Source organism: Leclercia sp. M50 (genome assembly GCF_037150775.1).
Taxonomy (GTDB): domain Bacteria; phylum Pseudomonadota; class Gammaproteobacteria; order Enterobacterales; family Enterobacteriaceae; genus Enterobacter.
Map to the genome: position 1 here is coordinate 1 of NZ_JBBCPK010000098.1, position 15,335 is coordinate 15,335.

A 15,335-nucleotide genomic window follows, 5' to 3' on the forward strand; every position below is an offset into this window, starting at 1 on the left:
GCCAGCGCACTGAATCAAGCATACGCTGCGGCAGCTTCTGGCTGCCATCCATCGCGATCTGCCAGGTCCGGTGGCGCAGCGCCGGGTTACTGTAACGGTCGATCAGCAGATCGGCATAACGCTCCAGGTCTACACCGGTCACTTTCAGCGTCGGCGCCTGCTCGTTTAACATCAGCGCACGGGCGGCGCGCTTGTAGTTCGCATCCTCCATGCAGTCGTTGATGTGTTGATAGCCCGCCAGATAGCCCAGATACGCCAGGAAGGAGTGGCTGCCGTTCAGCATGCGCAGCTTCATCTCTTCAAACGGAATAACATCCGCCACCAGTTCGGCCCCGGCTTTTTCCCACGCCGGACGACCCGCAACAAAGTTGTCTTCAATCACCCACTGGCGGAACGGCTCGCAGGCCACACCTGCCGGATCGCGCACACCGGTAATCTCTTCAATTTTGTTCAGCGTATCGGCAGTCACGGCGGGCACAATACGGTCAACCATGGTTGACGGGAAGGTGACGTTGGCTTCGATCCACTCTGCCAGTTCAGCGCTGACCGCGCGGGCATAGGCGCAGGTAACGTTGCGCATGACGTGGCCGTTCTCCGGCATATTGTCGCAGGACATCACGGTGAAAGCGGGCAGCCCGGCGTTTTTACGTCGTGCCAGCGCTTCCACCACCACGCCTACAGCCGAAACAGGCTGATGAGGATTCTGCAGATCGGCTGCGATCAGTGGATGATCCAGCATCAGCTGCCCGGTCGCCGGGGCGTGACAGTACCCTTTTTCAGTAATGGTTAACGAGACGATCGCCACCTGCGGTTCACAGAGGGCGGACAGCACCGCTTCAAGACCATCCACCTGGGCATGCAGCGCCTTTTTGACCACGCCCACCACCCGCGCTGTCCACGCATCAGCGGACATTTCAGCAACGGTGAAGAGATTATCCTGCGCCTTAAGATCGGCTATCTGCTGCTCGCCGCCAATCAGATTGACCTCGCAATAGCCCCAGTCACTGCCATGTTCGGCAGCGAGGATATCGGTATAAACCGCCTGATGCGCGCGGTGGAAGGCGCCAAAGCCCAGATGCACGATGCGCGTTTGCAGAGTATCCCGGTTGTAGTGAGGAAGCGTAGCTTGCGCCTGTAATAACGGATTTTTCATGATAGTACTCGTTAATGTATTTAAGCGATTAATCCGGGCCGGCTTAACTCCGTGGCCCGGCTTACTAACCCAACTAGAATGGTAGATGGCATAAAAAAAATCTCTGCTGTTAACCATACTGATTGTTGATATAGCGATATTGATTTACGTTAACTTTTCGCCATCTGGTGTGACATCAATTAAAAGTTGTGTGACAGCATTTGAATAAAAACGTAATGCTATGAACCATTGATGCGAAGGAGACAGCGGGATAGTCATTAACGCAGGCTTTGACAGGGTTAAAAAAGACTCCCCTGCGTATAACAGAGGAGTCGTCAGCAACTACGAGATGACGCGGTGTTTACCGTTGATCTTTAGCGCAGCAGCTTTATCGTCCGCAGCATCGTCCAGCGCGCTCAGCTCGCGATCGCAGACCTCAGGCATCAGCAGGGCTGAGATCAGGCTGATGAAGGAGTAAACCATCACCATCACCACGATTGGCCACCAGGAGCCGGTCATGTTGCAGAAGATCCCCGCCAGTACCGGACCAAAACCAACTGCAATCAGGCCACCCGCCTCTTTGGAAATCGCCATCCGGGTGAAGCGGTTACGGGAACCAAACATCTCGGCCATGGTGATGTTCTCCAGAGCAAAGAGCCCCAGCACCGCGAAGTTATGGATCACGATAATCGAGGTCATGATCACGCCAGGGGTGTACGATTTGTCGACAATAATCGACAGCATCGGGTAGGCCAGAATAATGGCGGAAATGCTCAGCAAAATATAAGGCAGACGACGACCAAATTTATCTGACAACCAGCCCAACAGCGGGATAGTAATAAAGCCGATAATAGAGCTTATCATCAGGGCGTCGGTCGGGATGGCCTTATCAAACAAGAGTGTCTGGACCAGATACCCGGCGAGGAACGTCTGGATCAGGCCAGAGTTACCCGCCTGGCCGAAACGCAGACCGGTCGCCAGCCAGAATGATTTGCTTTTCAGCATCCCACCCAGGGTATTTTCTTCAACCGCAGCCTGCACAGACGCCTCGTCGGTATTAACCTGCTCAAATACCGGGCTTTCCTTGAGGTTCAAACGCAGCCAGATGGCAAAGATCATCACCACCACGCTGGCAAGGAAAGGCACACGCCATCCCCAGGCCAGCAGCTGTTCACGGTCGAGGGCAAAGAACATGACTGCCCAGATCGCCGTGGCGCTCAGGGTCCCGCAGTTAGTCCCCATCGCCACCAGAGAAGAGATGATGCCGCGTTTCCCTTTCGGCGCATATTCCGCCAGCATCGTGCCCGCACCGGAGATCTCCGCCCCTGCGCCCAGCCCCTGGATAATACGCAGCGTCACCAGCAGCACCGGCGCGAAAATACCAATTTGCGCATAGGTCGGCAGCGCACCAATCAGCGTGGTACAGATCCCCATCATGGTGATGGTGATAAACAGCACCTTCTTGCGTCCCACGCGGTCGCCCATTTTGCCGAAAACAAAAGCGCCAATGATACGGGCAATATAGCCTGCCCCATAGGTAACCATCGCCAGAATCAGCGCCATTGCCGCGGACTGTTCAGGGAAGAAGATTTCGTGAAAGACTAAGGCCGCGCCCAGCGAATAAAGCTGGAAGTCCATAAACTCTAACGCGGTACCCAGCCATCCGGAGACGGCGGCTCTTATCAGGTCAGATGTGGATCTTTCATGTTGTACTTGAGTCATATTGGCAATCTCAAAAGGGTAAGATGCGTACCGCTAAACCGCATTCAGTATTATTATTCAGAGAACGTCAGTAATACCTTTCAGCACTGCCGCTGGTCTTTCTCAAACAGTTCAATGGCGTCTTTAACGTGTTGATACGCAAAGCGATGCGTAATGAGTTTGTCAGGGTCGATAAGCCCTTTCTCCAGCCAGTCGATGACCACCGGGAATTTATTGGCGTTCAGACGTGACGAGAATATAGAAAGCTCTTTACCGGTGATCCCCTGCTGCGCAACCTGGCTCGGCTCGCTGGAGAAGCCCATAAGCACAATGCGCGCGCCCGGCGAAGCCAGATTGACGGCTTCCTGCAAAATAGAAGGGTGGCAGGCCGCATCAATGATCAGCGTGGGTTTAATGCCCTTCTCTTCCAGCACCGCCTGCAGAGACTGGTTGCCGTTGTTAATCACCCAGTCCGCCCCGCTACGCTGGGCCATCGCCAGACGCTCGTCGATGCGATCGACCACAATGACCTGTTTCACCTTGTAGACGCCCTTCAGCGCCTGGACGGTGACCAGCCCCATCGGTCCGGCGCCGTAAATGAGCGCCACATCCTGCCCGGTCGGGCTGACGTGGCCGGTGACGTTGGCCGCGATAGTGAATGGCTCAACCATCACCGCATGTTCATCGCTGACGGCATCCGGAATGACCCAGGCATTTTTAGCGGGTACCACGGCGTATTCACTGAAGCCGCCGTCGCGATGCACACCCAGCACCACCAGCGAAGTGCAGACGTTCGGTTTGCCTACCGAGCATGGGTAGCAGTGGCCGCAGCTGATCACCGGATCAACCGAGACGCGCTGGCCCAGGCGTGCGGTGTCGACGCCCTCGCCGACAGCATCGATGACGCCGAAGAACTCATGGCCGATCACCCGGGGATATTTGGCGAACGGATTGTGGCCGCGATAGATATGGCTGTCGGAACCGCAGATCCCGGCCAGCTTCACTTTGACGCGTACTTCGCCTGCCGCAGGGGCGGGTAGCGGACGCTCTTCGAGAGCCAGAGAATTCGGTTGTTGAATAACGATACTTTTCATTTTTTGCTCCTTTACCAGTTCCACAGCGTGCCATCCTCAAGACGTGCAACGGGCAGATAAGCGGGATCGTAGGGATATTTCGCTGCCCGTTTTTCATCAAACTCAATGCCCAGGCCCGGCTTATCGCCCGGATGCATATAGCCGTCTTCAAAGGTCCAGTTGGTGTTAAAGACCTCCAGCATCTGCTCGGAATAGCCCATGTACTCTTGTACGCCAAAGTTGGGTACCCACAGGTCGAAGTGCAGCGCCGCCGCGTGGCAAATCGGCGACAGATCGGAAGGACCGTGAGAGCCGGTGCGTACCTGATAGAGCGAGGCAAAATCGGCGATCCGACGCATTCCGGTAATACCGCCCGCATGGGTGATGGTGGTGCGGATATAGTCGATCAGCTGCTCTTCGATCAGCTGCTTGCAGTCCCAGATGCTGTTGAACACTTCGCCCACCGCAATCGGAGTGACGGTGTGCTGACGAATCAGACGGAAGCACTCCTGGTTTTCTGCCGGGGTTGGGTCTTCCATCCAGAACATGCGGTACTGCTCAATGCTCTTACCGAAACGCGCGGCTTCGATCGGCGTCAGGCGGTGGTGCATGTCGTGCAGCAGATGTTCATTAAAACCATATTTGTTGCGCACGGCGTCAAACAGTTTTGGCGTAAAATCGAGGTACTTTTCTGTTGACCAGAGCTGCTCTTCCGGCCAGTTGCCTTTGGTGGCGGGTTCATACGCCAGCCCCTTCCCTTTTGACATGCCGTAGGTGGTTTTCATTCCCGGCACGCCGCACTGTACGCGGATGGCCTTGAATCCCATCTCTTTATGGCGGGCGTAATCTTCCAGTACATCATCAATGGTGTGACCGGTGGTATGGCAGTAGACCATCACCCCTTCACGGGAGGCGCCGCCCAGCAGCTGATACAGCGGCATATTGGCGGCTTTGGCTTTGATGTCCCACAGCGCCATGTCGATGGCTGAAATCGCCGACATGGTGACCGGACCGCGACGCCAGTACGCGCCTTTATAGAAGAACTGCCAGATATCTTCGATACGATGGGCATCCCGGCCAATCAACTGCGGACAGAGATGATCTTTCAGATATGACGCGACAGAAAGCTCGCGCCCATTGAGGGTAGCGTCACCCAGGCCGACAATCCCCTCGTCGGTGGTAATTTTCAGCGTGACAAAGTTACGCCCTGGACAGGTGACAAATACTTCAGCCCCTACAATCTTCATTTTCCGGTTCCTTACATCTTTTACTGTGATGCCGGAAATCTACGCAATTACCCTACTACCATACAAGTATAAAGATCAAAAAACCTTCGCTGGATCACATATTGGGCGCTCATGCGCGCCCCCAACCTGCCACGATGATCAGCATGCCGCACAGCGCCACCAGCGCCCCAACCCAGTCGTAGAGGCTTAGTTTTACGCCATCGACCACCCGCAACCACAACAGCGCCGTGCAGACATAGACGCCGCCATAAGCGGCATAGACGCGCCCGCTTGCTGCGGGATGCAGGGTGAGTAGCCAGACAAACAGCACCAAGGCAGCGCCCGCAGGAATCAACAGCAGCACCGAGGCGCCTTTCTTCAGCCAGAGCCACGGCAGAAAACAGCCGAGAATTTCGCAGAGCGCGGTGGCAAAAAAGAGCAAAGTTGTTTTAAACATATTTAACGTTGTCTGATGTGTGATGAGGTATCATACCCAAATGTGAAAGGAACCCTTCCACACGCCTGATGTGGGTATGCCCTCAAAATGGACTGATGTAAAAACTCCGGTGGAGTCGTCGAACGTCCACCGTCTACAAGGAAATCGCTATGCGTAAAATGAGCACACGCCTCTGCCTGGCTGCCCTGCTGGCTGCTGTTTTCATCGCGCCAGTATCCGCCAACACCAGCAAACTGATTATTGAATCCGGCGACAGCGCCCAGAGCCGTCAAAATGCCGCCATGGATAAAGAGCAGTGGAACGATACCCGCAGCCTGCGCCATAAGGTGAACAGCCGCGTGGAAAAAGAGTGGGATAAAGAGGATGTCGCTTTTGACGCCCGGGATAAATGCCAGCAGAGCGCCAATGTGAACGCCTACTGGGAGCCCAACACCCTGCGCTGCCTTGACCGCCGCACTGGCCGCGCCCTGGCCCCCTGATTCTGCCTGAAAGCACCGCGCAGCCTCCTGCGCGGTGTTTAATAGTACTCAATCGTGTTTTTGATGGTGTACTTGCGCGAGACTGCCGGCTTCACGCTCTCATCGGTGACCACCAGCTCGCACGCCACCGGGTTGTCGTGGCGATCGTAATCGCAGGTCTGTTTCACCTTGCCCAGCCGCTTATCATTTAGCTGGCTCACCGAGGTGTAGTCCAGTTTCTTGCGCTTGTCCGCCGCCGGTGTGGCCGTAATGGAGAGCTGCTGCTCCCCGGAGACGGTGGTTTTACCGAGTGGATAGCCATCTGCATCATAGCGATAGTTCACTTCCATATCTTTGCCGTGGGCGCTGACGATAAAACCGTTGTCATCGGTATCCCATGAAATCCCTGATGCGGGCAGTTCCGCCAGCTGGCATTTGCCCTGCAGCCGCAGCTTTTTCTGCTGGGTTTGCGCATCCAGATAGTAGTTGGCGTCCAGCACCAGGGCGATGCCGATGTTCGCCTCCAGATCGTGCAGCTCCAGACTGTCGAAGCAGCCCTCCGTAGAGAGCGTGCCGCTGACGCGCTTGGCCACTTCCCCTTTATCATTGAAGAGCGTCTGGCTGAAATCTTTCACCGGCCCGCGCAGGGGATCAAAATCAAATTCGTTAGAAAAGCTCGCCATCTCTGGCGTAAACGATAGCGGCGCGGCGGTGTTATCACACCCCGTCAACAGAGCCGCCAGGAGAACCATAAGCGCGTGTTTATTCACATGACCTACCAATAGCAGAAGAGGATCCCGGGCAGTGTAGCAAATACAAACGTTTACACTATCCCTGCTACTATTATAGTCACACACAGTCGTAAGGAGGCAGATATGAAACGGTTACCCTGGATTACTGCACTTTTGCTGGCGGGCATTGCCCCGGCCGCGCTGGCGGCACCCGATAACTGCGAGCGCATCAAAAGCGATATTCAGCAGCGGATCATCAATAATGGCGTGCCGGAGAGCGGTTTTATGCTGAACATTGTGCCAAACGATCAGGCCGACAAACCCGACGCCGAGGTGGTAGGCCACTGCGCCAATGACACCCTTAAAATCCTCTATACCCGCACCAGCAGCGGCAACTATCCGGTAAGCGGAGGCGGTAATCAGGCCCCTGCACCGCGCGAGCCACAGTGAATATTCCCCCCCGTTTGCGCGGGGGAATTTCGTTTGTTTTGATGTACATTAATATTACCTCCCCCTTAATGGGTAACACTCCCTTTCATTAGCCCGATCGTCATCACGGCTGAAATCAGTTTTCAAACGACGAACGTAATGGAGTGAGTCATGTCAGATAGTGAGCATAGCGGCGGGATCAGCCGCCGTACCCTCGTCAAATCGACCGCCATCGGATCCCTTGCGCTTGCCGCAGGCGGCCTGTCATTACCCTTTGGTTTACGCCCCGCAGCCGCGGCAGTACAGCAGACACGCGCAGATAAAGTGGTCTGGGGCGCTTGCTCGGTCAACTGCGGCAGCCGCTGCGCGCTGCGGCTGCACGTGCGTGACGATGAAGTGTACTGGGTTGAAACGGACAACACCGGCGACGACACCTATGGCAACCATCAGGTGCGCGCCTGCCTGCGCGGACGCTCGATTCGTCGACGCATCAATCATCCCGATCGCCTGAACTATCCCATGAAACGCGTGGGCAAACGCGGTGAAGGGAAATTTGAACGCATCTCCTGGGATGACGCTCTGGATCTGCTCACCACCAGCCTGCGCGACGTGGTCGCTAAATACGGCAACGAAGCGGTCTACATTAATTACTCTTCCGGTATTGTCGGCGGCAATATCACCCGCTCCTCGCCTTACGCCTCTCTGGTGGCCCGACTGATGAACTGCTATGGCGGTTTTTTGAGCCATTATGGTACCTACAGCACGGCGCAGATCGCCTGCGCGATGCCCTACACCTACGGCAGCAACGAGGGCAACAGCACCTCGGATATCGAAAACAGCAAGCTGGTGGTGATGTTTGGCAATAACCCGGCGGAAACCCGCATGAGCGGCGGGGGGGATCACCTATTACCTCGAACAGGCGCGCGAACGTTCGAATGCGCGCATGATCGTCATCGATCCCCGCTACACCGACACCGCCGCCGGGCGTGAGGATGAATGGATCCCGATTCGTCCGGGAACCGATGCCGCGCTGGTGGCGGGCATCGCCTGGGTGCTGATTAACGAAAATCTCGTCGACCAGCCCTTCCTCGATAAATACTGCGTCGGTTACGACGAAACCACACTGCCGGAAGGCGCGCCTGCCAACGGCCACTATAAGGCCTATATCCTTGGTGAGGGCGACGATGCCACCGCCAAAACCCCGGAGTGGGCCTCGCGCATCACCGGCATTCCCGCCGATCGTATCATTAAGCTGGCCCGGGAAATTGGCACCGCGAAACCGGCCTATATCTGCCAGGGCTGGGGGCCGCAGCGCCAGGCCAACGGCGAGCTCACCTCCCGCGCCATCGCCATGCTCCCTATCCTCACCGGCAACGTCGGCATAAATGGCGGCAACAGCGGCGCGCGTGAATCCACCTACACCATCACCATTGAGCGGATGCCGCTGCCGGAGAACCCGGTCAAAACGCAGATCTCCTGCTTCAGCTGGACCGACGCCATCGCCCGCGGGCCGGAGATGACCGCCACCCGCGACGGGGTGCGCGGCAAAGATAAGCTCGACGTGCCGATCAAGTTCATCTGGAACTATGCCGGTAACACCCTCATTAACCAGCATTCGGACATCAATAAAACCCACGACATTTTGCAGGATGAAAGTAAATGCGAAATGATTGTAGTCATTGACAATTTTATGACCTCGTCGGCGAAATATGCCGATCTGCTGCTGCCGGATCTGATGACCGTCGAGCAGGAGGATATCATTCCCAACGACTATGCCGGGAACATGGGTTATCTCATCTTCCTCCAGCCGGTGACCGCGCCAAAATTCGAACGTAAGCCTATCTACTGGATCATGAGCGAGGTGGCGAAGCGCCTCGGCCCGGATGTCTATCAGCGCTTTACCGAAGGCCGGACCCAGGCCGAATGGTTACAATATCTCTACGCGAAGATGGTGGCGAAAGATCCGCAGCTTCCCTCTTATGAGGAATTAAAAGCGATGGGCATCTACAAGCGTAAAGATCCGAACGGGCATTTCGTCGCCTATAAAAAATTCCGCGACGATCCGGCGGCTAATCCGCTTAAAACGCCGTCAGGCAAAATCGAGATCTACTCCAGCAGGCTGGCCGATATTGCCCGCACCTGGCAGCTGGAAAAAGATGAAATCATCAGCCCGCTGCCGGTCTACGCCTCCACCTTCGAAGGCTGGGACGATCCTGACCGCAGCCAGTTTCCGTTGCAGCTGTTTGGCTTCCACTTCAAAGCCCGCACCCACTCCAGCTACGGCAACGTCGATGTGCTGCAGGCCGCCTGCCGTCAGGAGGTGTGGCTCAATCCGGTGGATGCCAAAACGCGTGGGATCAAAAACGGCGACATGGTGCGGGTTTATAATGCCCGCGGTGAGTTGCGTATTCCGGCGAAAGTCACGCCGCGCATTATGCCGGGCGTCAGCGCGATGGGCCAGGGTGCCTGGCACGATGCCAACATGACCGGGGATCGCATTGACCACGGCTCATGCATCAACACGCTGACCACCCATCGTCCGTCTCCTCTGGCGAAGGGCAATCCGCAGCACACCAATCTGGTGCAAATTGAAAAGGCGTAGCCAATTACTGTGTCAGCGCGGGTCAACCCGCGCAAATGAAGGATGAAGTCATGAGAGAGTCGTTTGCCTTTACTGCCCGTGTGTTGGGCGCGCTGTTTTACTACGCTCCGGATAGCCCCGAAGCCGCGCCGCTGGTCACGGCCTTAACCCACAACGACTGGCAGCAGGACTGGCCGCTGGATGAGTGCCTGTTGGCCCCGATTGCCGACGAGCTTCGCCAGCCTGCCGATGAACCCTTGCGTACCGCCTGGCAACGGCTGTTTCTGGGTCCGTGGGCGCTGCCCGCGCCGCCTTGGGGCTCGGTCTGGCTGGATCGAGAGAGCGTGCTGTTCGGGGATTCCACCCTGGCGCTGCGCCAGTGGATGCGGGAAAACGGCATCGTGTTTGAGATGGCGAACAACGAGCCGGAAGATCACTTTGGCACCCTGCTGCTGATGGCGGCATGGCTGGCAGAAACGGGCCGGGATGCAGAGCTCGACCAACTGCTGGCCTGGCATCTGCTGCCCTGGAGCACGCGCTTTCTTTCCGTGTTTGTCGAAAACGCAGGCCACCCGTTCTACCGCGCGCAGGGCAAACTGGCACAGTTGACGCTGGCTGAGTGGCAATCCGGCCTGCTGACCCCGGTCGCCGAAAAACCACTTTTCCGTTAATCCTCCCCTGGCTTACTGGTGAGTAAGCCAGGCTCTCCAGCCGCCGAAAGCGGTAATATCCTCTGCCCCCTGCAAGCCGTACTCCTCACAGATAAACCCGGTTAACCAGCGCCCGTCCTCCAGCTCTACTTTTCCGAGTCCCAGCGGAGCCGGGATGCCCGCCAGAAACGATCCCACCTCGGCATGGGGCAGATCCCACACTTCCACACCAATCGCTGCCCCCTGTTCGCGGTCGCGCACCATGCCAGGCCGTTTCCCGTCGGCGAGGGCAAACAGGCGATAGTGCGGCGCGCTGCGGGTGGTTTCACGTAAGGTTGCCCCGCGCTGGCGCAGCTGGTGATTCAGCGCCAGCCCGTCCAGATGTGCCCCGCAAACCACCACCGGCAGGCGATCGTGGCTGGCCGTGGTCGTGGGTGCCGTCGCCTGTAACGCACGATCGCCGGGTAACAGCAGATTCTGGTGACGTTGTAACGCCCCGGCAAGGCTCAGCAGATACTGGTCGGTAAAGGCCCGGCCAAACAGCGTCACGCCTGAGGGCAGGCCATTCGCCATGAACCCGGCAGGCACCGCCACGGCGGCATAGTCCAGCAGGTTCATAAAGTTGGTATTAATCCCCAGCTCGGAATTGCGCTTTACCGGCTCCTCCGCCAGCTCGGCCAGCGTCACCGGGCGTGGATAGGTGGGCGTGAGCACGCAGTCAAGCGTCGCCATGACCTCATCGCACAAGCGTTTGAAATGCTGAAGCTGATACTGCGCGTCAAAGGCTGCGACCGCATCGGTACCGGGCGCTTTGCTCAGCACATCGCGGATCACCGGCAGCACTGCATTCGGTTGCTGCGCAATCAGCGCCCCCGCCACGTGATAGCGCTCCGCCACCCACGGGCCGTTATAGAGCAGCGTCGCTGCCGCCAGAAACGGTGAAAAGTCGATGGTCACCGGCACGCCACCGAGGGCAATCAACCGCGCTTTTGCGGCGTGATACAGCGCTTCGCTCTCGGTGCAGCCAAGGAACTCCAGCCGATCCGGTACGCCGAAGCGGAACCCGGCCTCAGGCAGACCAAACGCCTGGGCGCCGTTCCAGGCTGGATTGGCGCGGCTGTAGTCGTCCCGCGGATCTTTCACCGCCGTCAGCGCCAGCAGCTGGCTGGCCTCTTCCGCCGTGGCGGTAAAGAAGGTCACGCAGTCCAGGGTGCGGCAGGCAGGCACCACCCCGGCGGTGGAGAGTAACCCTTTGGTGGCCTTAAGCCCGACCAGATTATTCAGCGCGGCGGGCACGCGCCCGCTCCCGGCCGTGTCGGTGCCGAGAGCAAAACTCGCCAGCCCCAGCGCCACCGCCAGCGACGACCCCGCGCTGGAGCCCCCGGATGGATAATCCGCATTGACACTGTTACGACATGGGCCATACGGCGAGCGTGTGCCGTTTAAGCCGGTAGCGAACTGATCGAGGTTGGTTTTGCCCAGCGGGATTGCCCCCAGGGCGATCAGCTGGCCGACGATAGTGGCATCCTGCTCAGCCCGGTATGCAAACGCCGGGCAGGCGGCGGTGGTGACGATGCCCGCCAGATCGATATTGTCTTTAATGGCAAAGGGCACGCCGTAGAGGGGCAGCGTCTGCGGGGATTGATCCTCAAGCGCGGCCAGATACGGCTCCAGCTCCTCTGAGGTGAGCAGATAAATAAAGGCGTTGAACTCAGGGTTTAGCGCCAGCGCCCGCTCGCGCAGGGTGTTAATCACCTCCCGCGGAGTGAAGCGGCCCTCGCGGTAAGCCTGCGTCAGTACATCGAGACGTAAATCAAAGGGATGCTTCATGCTGTTTTCTCCAGGACCACCACACACTGCCCCGCCCGTACCGGGGAGCCCGGCTGGACGCGCACCTGACTGACAATTCCGTCCTGGGTGGCAAGGAGCGGGATCTCCATCTTCATCGACTCCAGCACCACCAGCACATCCCCCTCGCGGACCGCTTTGCCCACCTCCACGCTCACCTGCCACAGGTTGCCGGAGACCGGGCTGTCGATGCCCGCCTGACCCGGCTGCAGCGGGGCATCATCGCCCTCATCCGCCAGCAGATCGCTGCTGTCGAAATGCGCCTGGCCGTTGGCGATCCAGCGCTCGCGCTCAGCGTTAAAGGCTTCCTGCTGATGGGCGCGAAACGCGTCAATCTCCTGCGCTTCGTCAGCGAGAAACTGCTGATACTCCGCCAGCTTCAGGCTGGTGTGCTCAATGCGCAGCGGGTAGCGCCCCAGCGGGAAATCGCGGCGAATAGTGAGCAGCTCGTCGGCAGAGACCGGATAGAAGCGGATCTGGTCGAAGAAGCGCAGCAGCCAGGGCTTGCCGCCGAAATCCTCTACGGCGTGATAGCGGCTCCACATCTGCAAGGTGCGCCCGACAAACTGATATCCGCCCGGCCCCTCCATGCCGTAGACACAGAGATAGGCCCCGCCGATCCCCACCGAGTTTTCCGCCGTCCAGGTGCGGGCCGGGTTGTACTTGGTGGTGACCAGACGATGACGCGGATCGAGCGGGGTCGCCACCGGGGCGCCGAGATAGACATCCCCCAGGCCCATCACCAGATAGCTGGCGTCAAATACCGTTTTGTAGACCTCATCGACGTTCGCCAGATCGTTAATGCGGCGGATAAACTCCAGGTTGCTCGGGCACCAGGGTGCATCCCGGCGCACGGTGGTCATGTATTTGTCGATGGCTTTCTGGCAGGCCGGATCGTCCCAGGAGAGCGGCAGCCAGACGATGCGCGACGGCACCTCAAGCGCATCCTGCTCGCACACCGCCTGCCACAGCCCGGCCACGGTATCCAGCAGGCTCGCCAGGCTCAGCGCCTCCGGCTGGTAGTGAATTTGCAGGGAGCGGATGCCTGGCGTCAGGTCGATAACCCCATCCAGCGCCCGCGCCTCCAGAGCCTGCATCAGGGCGTGGGCCCGAAAACGCAGGACCAGATCCAGCTCCGGATCGCCAATCTCCAGCAGCAGGTGTGTATCACCGGAGAGCCGCGCCACCAGCCGTTTATCAGCCTGCCCCTGCTCCAGCACCACCGGCGAGGCGGGTTCGGAGGGCTGCCACGCCACATCCAGTGGGTGCAGGCTGGCGATCTGGGCCGCCTGCGCCTGGGCAAGCTGCCGGGCGGTGGCGATATCCACGGGAACAAAGCGCACCTTATTCCCCGCTTTCAGCTGCCCGATGGCATGCAGATCGGCTTCAATGATGGTGACCGGGCAGACAAAACCGCCCAGGCTTGGGCCATCCGGGCCGAGGATCACCGGCATATCCCCGGTAAAGTCCACCGCGCCGATAGCATAGGGGTTGTCGTGGATGTTCGACGGATGCAGTCCCGCCTCGCCGCCGCTCTCGCGCACCCACTCAGGCTTAGGCCCGATCAGGCGCACCCCGGTACGGCTGGAGTTGAAGTGCACTTCCCAGTCGGTGGCGAAGAAGGTGGTCATGTAAGCCGGGGTGAAATACTCCGGCGCGCCGTGCGGGCCATAGATCACCCGCAGGGTACGCACAGGCTCAAGCGTGGTGCAGAGCGTCTGCGCCGGGCATGGGGCGGTTAAGGGCGAAATGTGCAGCACGTCGCCGGTACGCAGCGCCCGCCCGGCGTGGCCGCCAAACTGCCCCAGGGTAAAAGTGCTTTTGCTGCCGAGATAGTCCGGCACGTTAAATCCGCCGCGCAGGCAGAGATAGCTGCGCACGCCGTCGCCGCGAATATCCCCCATCCGCAGGGTCATGCCGCTCTGCACCCGGTAGACCCGGTTGGTCTCAAGGGGTTCGCCATCCAAGGTAAGGGCGATCTCCGCCCCGGTCACCGCCAGCTGGGCATCGCAGTTGAACTTCAGCGTCGGGCCGCTGAGGGTGATCTCCAGCCCGGCGGCCCCTTCGTCGTTGCCGAGCAGCCGGTTGCCAAGACGCAGCGCGCGACTGTCCATCGGTCCTGATGGCGGTACCCCAACCGCCCAGTAGCCGGTACGCCCCGGATAGTCCTGCACCGTGGTTTGCGTCCCGGCGCTGAGTACCTCAAGCGTGGCGGCGTGATAGTCCAGCCCTTCCAGGCAGCGGGTCCAGGGCTCGCCGCTGGCGAACGGTGTGAAGGTTAAAATTTGCTGCAGGTAGCTGCGGTTGGTTTCCACCCCATACAGCCGGGTCTCTCCCAGCGCCGCATGCAAGGCCTCAATGGCGGCGTCACGCGTCGGCTGCCAGGCGATAATTTTTGCCAGCATCGGATCAAAAAAGGGCGGCACCTCGCAGCCGGATTCCACCCAGCTGTCGATGCGCAGCGTGCGGCGGTTATCTTCCGGAAAAACCACTTCGGTAAGCAGGCCGGGCGATGGCTGGAACTGACGGCCCGGATCTTCGGCATAAACCCGCGCCTGGATGGCGTGCCCTTCAGGGGTCAGGCCATCACGCAGCGCCGCCAGCGGAGGCAGGGTGCCTGCCGCCAGTTCAATCATCCAGCGTACCAGATCGACACCCCACACCTGCTCGGTTACGCCGTGCTCCACCTGCAAACGGGTATTCACTTCAAGGAAGTAGAACCGGGCGGCGTCGCTGTCGTAGACGAACTCCACCGTGCCCGCGCTGCGGTAGTGGACCGCTTTGCCCAGCTTAATCGCCGCCTCACACAGCGCATCCGCCATGCCCTCCGGCAGGTTGGGCGCAGGGGTCTCCTCCAGCACCTTCTGGTTACGCCGCTGCACCGAGCAGTCGCGCACGCCGAGGGCGATCACCTCCCCCCTGCCGTCGCCGAAGAGCTGAAACGTCCATTGGCACCGTCACGTAGTAATCAGGAACACTGCAAAACGCCCGCTGGCGCTTCGCTTACCGGGCCTTCGACCGCAAAACCCTGGTAATTTATACAATATTA

Annotated in this window: 10 protein-coding genes and 2 pseudogenes; 4 read left to right on the forward strand and 8 right to left on the reverse strand. The window is 59.0% G+C overall.

Annotation, left to right across the window (positions count from 1 at the left end):
* The 5 genes from WFM46_RS19365 to WFM46_RS19385 all read right to left on the reverse strand — a co-directional run.
* On the reverse strand, nt 1-1,153 hold a 1,153-nt coding region (locus WFM46_RS19365), incomplete at its 3' end, for a mannitol dehydrogenase family protein (RefSeq protein WP_336998283.1).
* A gap of 321 nt (nt 1,154-1,474) precedes the next feature.
* Nucleotides 1,475-2,854, reverse strand: a complete 1,380-nt coding sequence (locus WFM46_RS19370) for an MFS transporter (RefSeq protein ID WP_336998284.1) — start codon at nt 2,852-2,854, stop codon at nt 1,475-1,477.
* A gap of 80 nt (nt 2,855-2,934) precedes the next feature.
* Complete coding sequence (locus WFM46_RS19375; RefSeq protein ID WP_336998285.1) at nt 2,935-3,927, reverse strand: Zn-dependent oxidoreductase; 993 nt, start codon at nt 3,925-3,927, stop codon at nt 2,935-2,937.
* Nucleotides 3,928-3,938: 11 nt separating this feature from the next.
* Nucleotides 3,939-5,153, reverse strand: a complete 1,215-nt coding sequence (manD, locus tag WFM46_RS19380) for a D-mannonate dehydratase ManD (RefSeq protein ID WP_103179481.1) — start codon at nt 5,151-5,153, stop codon at nt 3,939-3,941.
* A 109-nt stretch (nt 5,154-5,262) separates the two neighbouring features.
* Nucleotides 5,263-5,589, reverse strand: coding sequence for a YnfA family protein (locus tag WFM46_RS19385; RefSeq protein ID WP_103179480.1), 327 nt, complete (start codon nt 5,587-5,589; stop codon nt 5,263-5,265).
* 149 nt (nt 5,590-5,738) lie between these two features.
* On the opposite strand from WFM46_RS19385, the gene WFM46_RS19390 reads away from it, so the two are divergent.
* Nucleotides 5,739-6,068, forward strand: coding sequence for a DUF1283 family protein (locus WFM46_RS19390; RefSeq protein ID WP_103179479.1), 330 nt, complete (start codon nt 5,739-5,741; stop codon nt 6,066-6,068).
* A gap of 38 nt (nt 6,069-6,106) precedes the next feature.
* Here the strand turns inward: WFM46_RS19390 and WFM46_RS19395 are convergent, their stop codons facing one another.
* Nucleotides 6,107-6,817: a YnfC family lipoprotein gene (locus WFM46_RS19395; protein WP_336998286.1), complete on the reverse strand. Its 711-nt coding sequence runs from the start codon at nt 6,815-6,817 to the stop codon at nt 6,107-6,109.
* Between the two features lie 105 nt (nt 6,818-6,922).
* On the opposite strand from WFM46_RS19395, the gene WFM46_RS19400 reads away from it, so the two are divergent.
* The 3 genes and pseudogenes from WFM46_RS19400 to dmsD all read left to right on the forward strand — a co-directional run bounded on the left by WFM46_RS19400 (nt 6,923) and on the right by dmsD (nt 10,459).
* A complete protein-coding gene (locus tag WFM46_RS19400) occupies nt 6,923-7,228 on the forward strand; it encodes a DUF1161 domain-containing protein (RefSeq protein WP_103824474.1) in 306 nt (101 codons plus the stop codon).
* Between the two features lie 150 nt (nt 7,229-7,378).
* Nucleotides 7,379-9,809 (forward strand): annotated as a pseudogene (gene ynfE / locus WFM46_RS19405) (selenate/tellurate reductase subunit YnfE).
* A gap of 35 nt (nt 9,810-9,844) precedes the next feature.
* Nucleotides 9,845-10,459, forward strand: a complete 615-nt coding sequence (gene dmsD / locus WFM46_RS19410; protein ID WP_336998287.1) for a Tat proofreading chaperone DmsD — start codon at nt 9,845-9,847, stop codon at nt 10,457-10,459.
* 12 nt (nt 10,460-10,471) lie between these two features.
* On the opposite strand, the gene atzF is transcribed toward dmsD, so the two are convergent.
* A complete protein-coding gene (gene atzF / locus WFM46_RS19415; protein ID WP_336998288.1) occupies nt 10,472-12,268 on the reverse strand; it encodes an allophanate hydrolase in 1,797 nt (598 codons plus the stop codon).
* Nucleotides 12,265-15,225, reverse strand: a pseudogene (gene uca / locus WFM46_RS19420) (urea carboxylase); the annotation flags it as partial. The gene atzF and the pseudogene uca, both read right to left, overlap by 4 nt.
* Nucleotides 15,226-15,335: the final 110 nt, after the last annotated feature.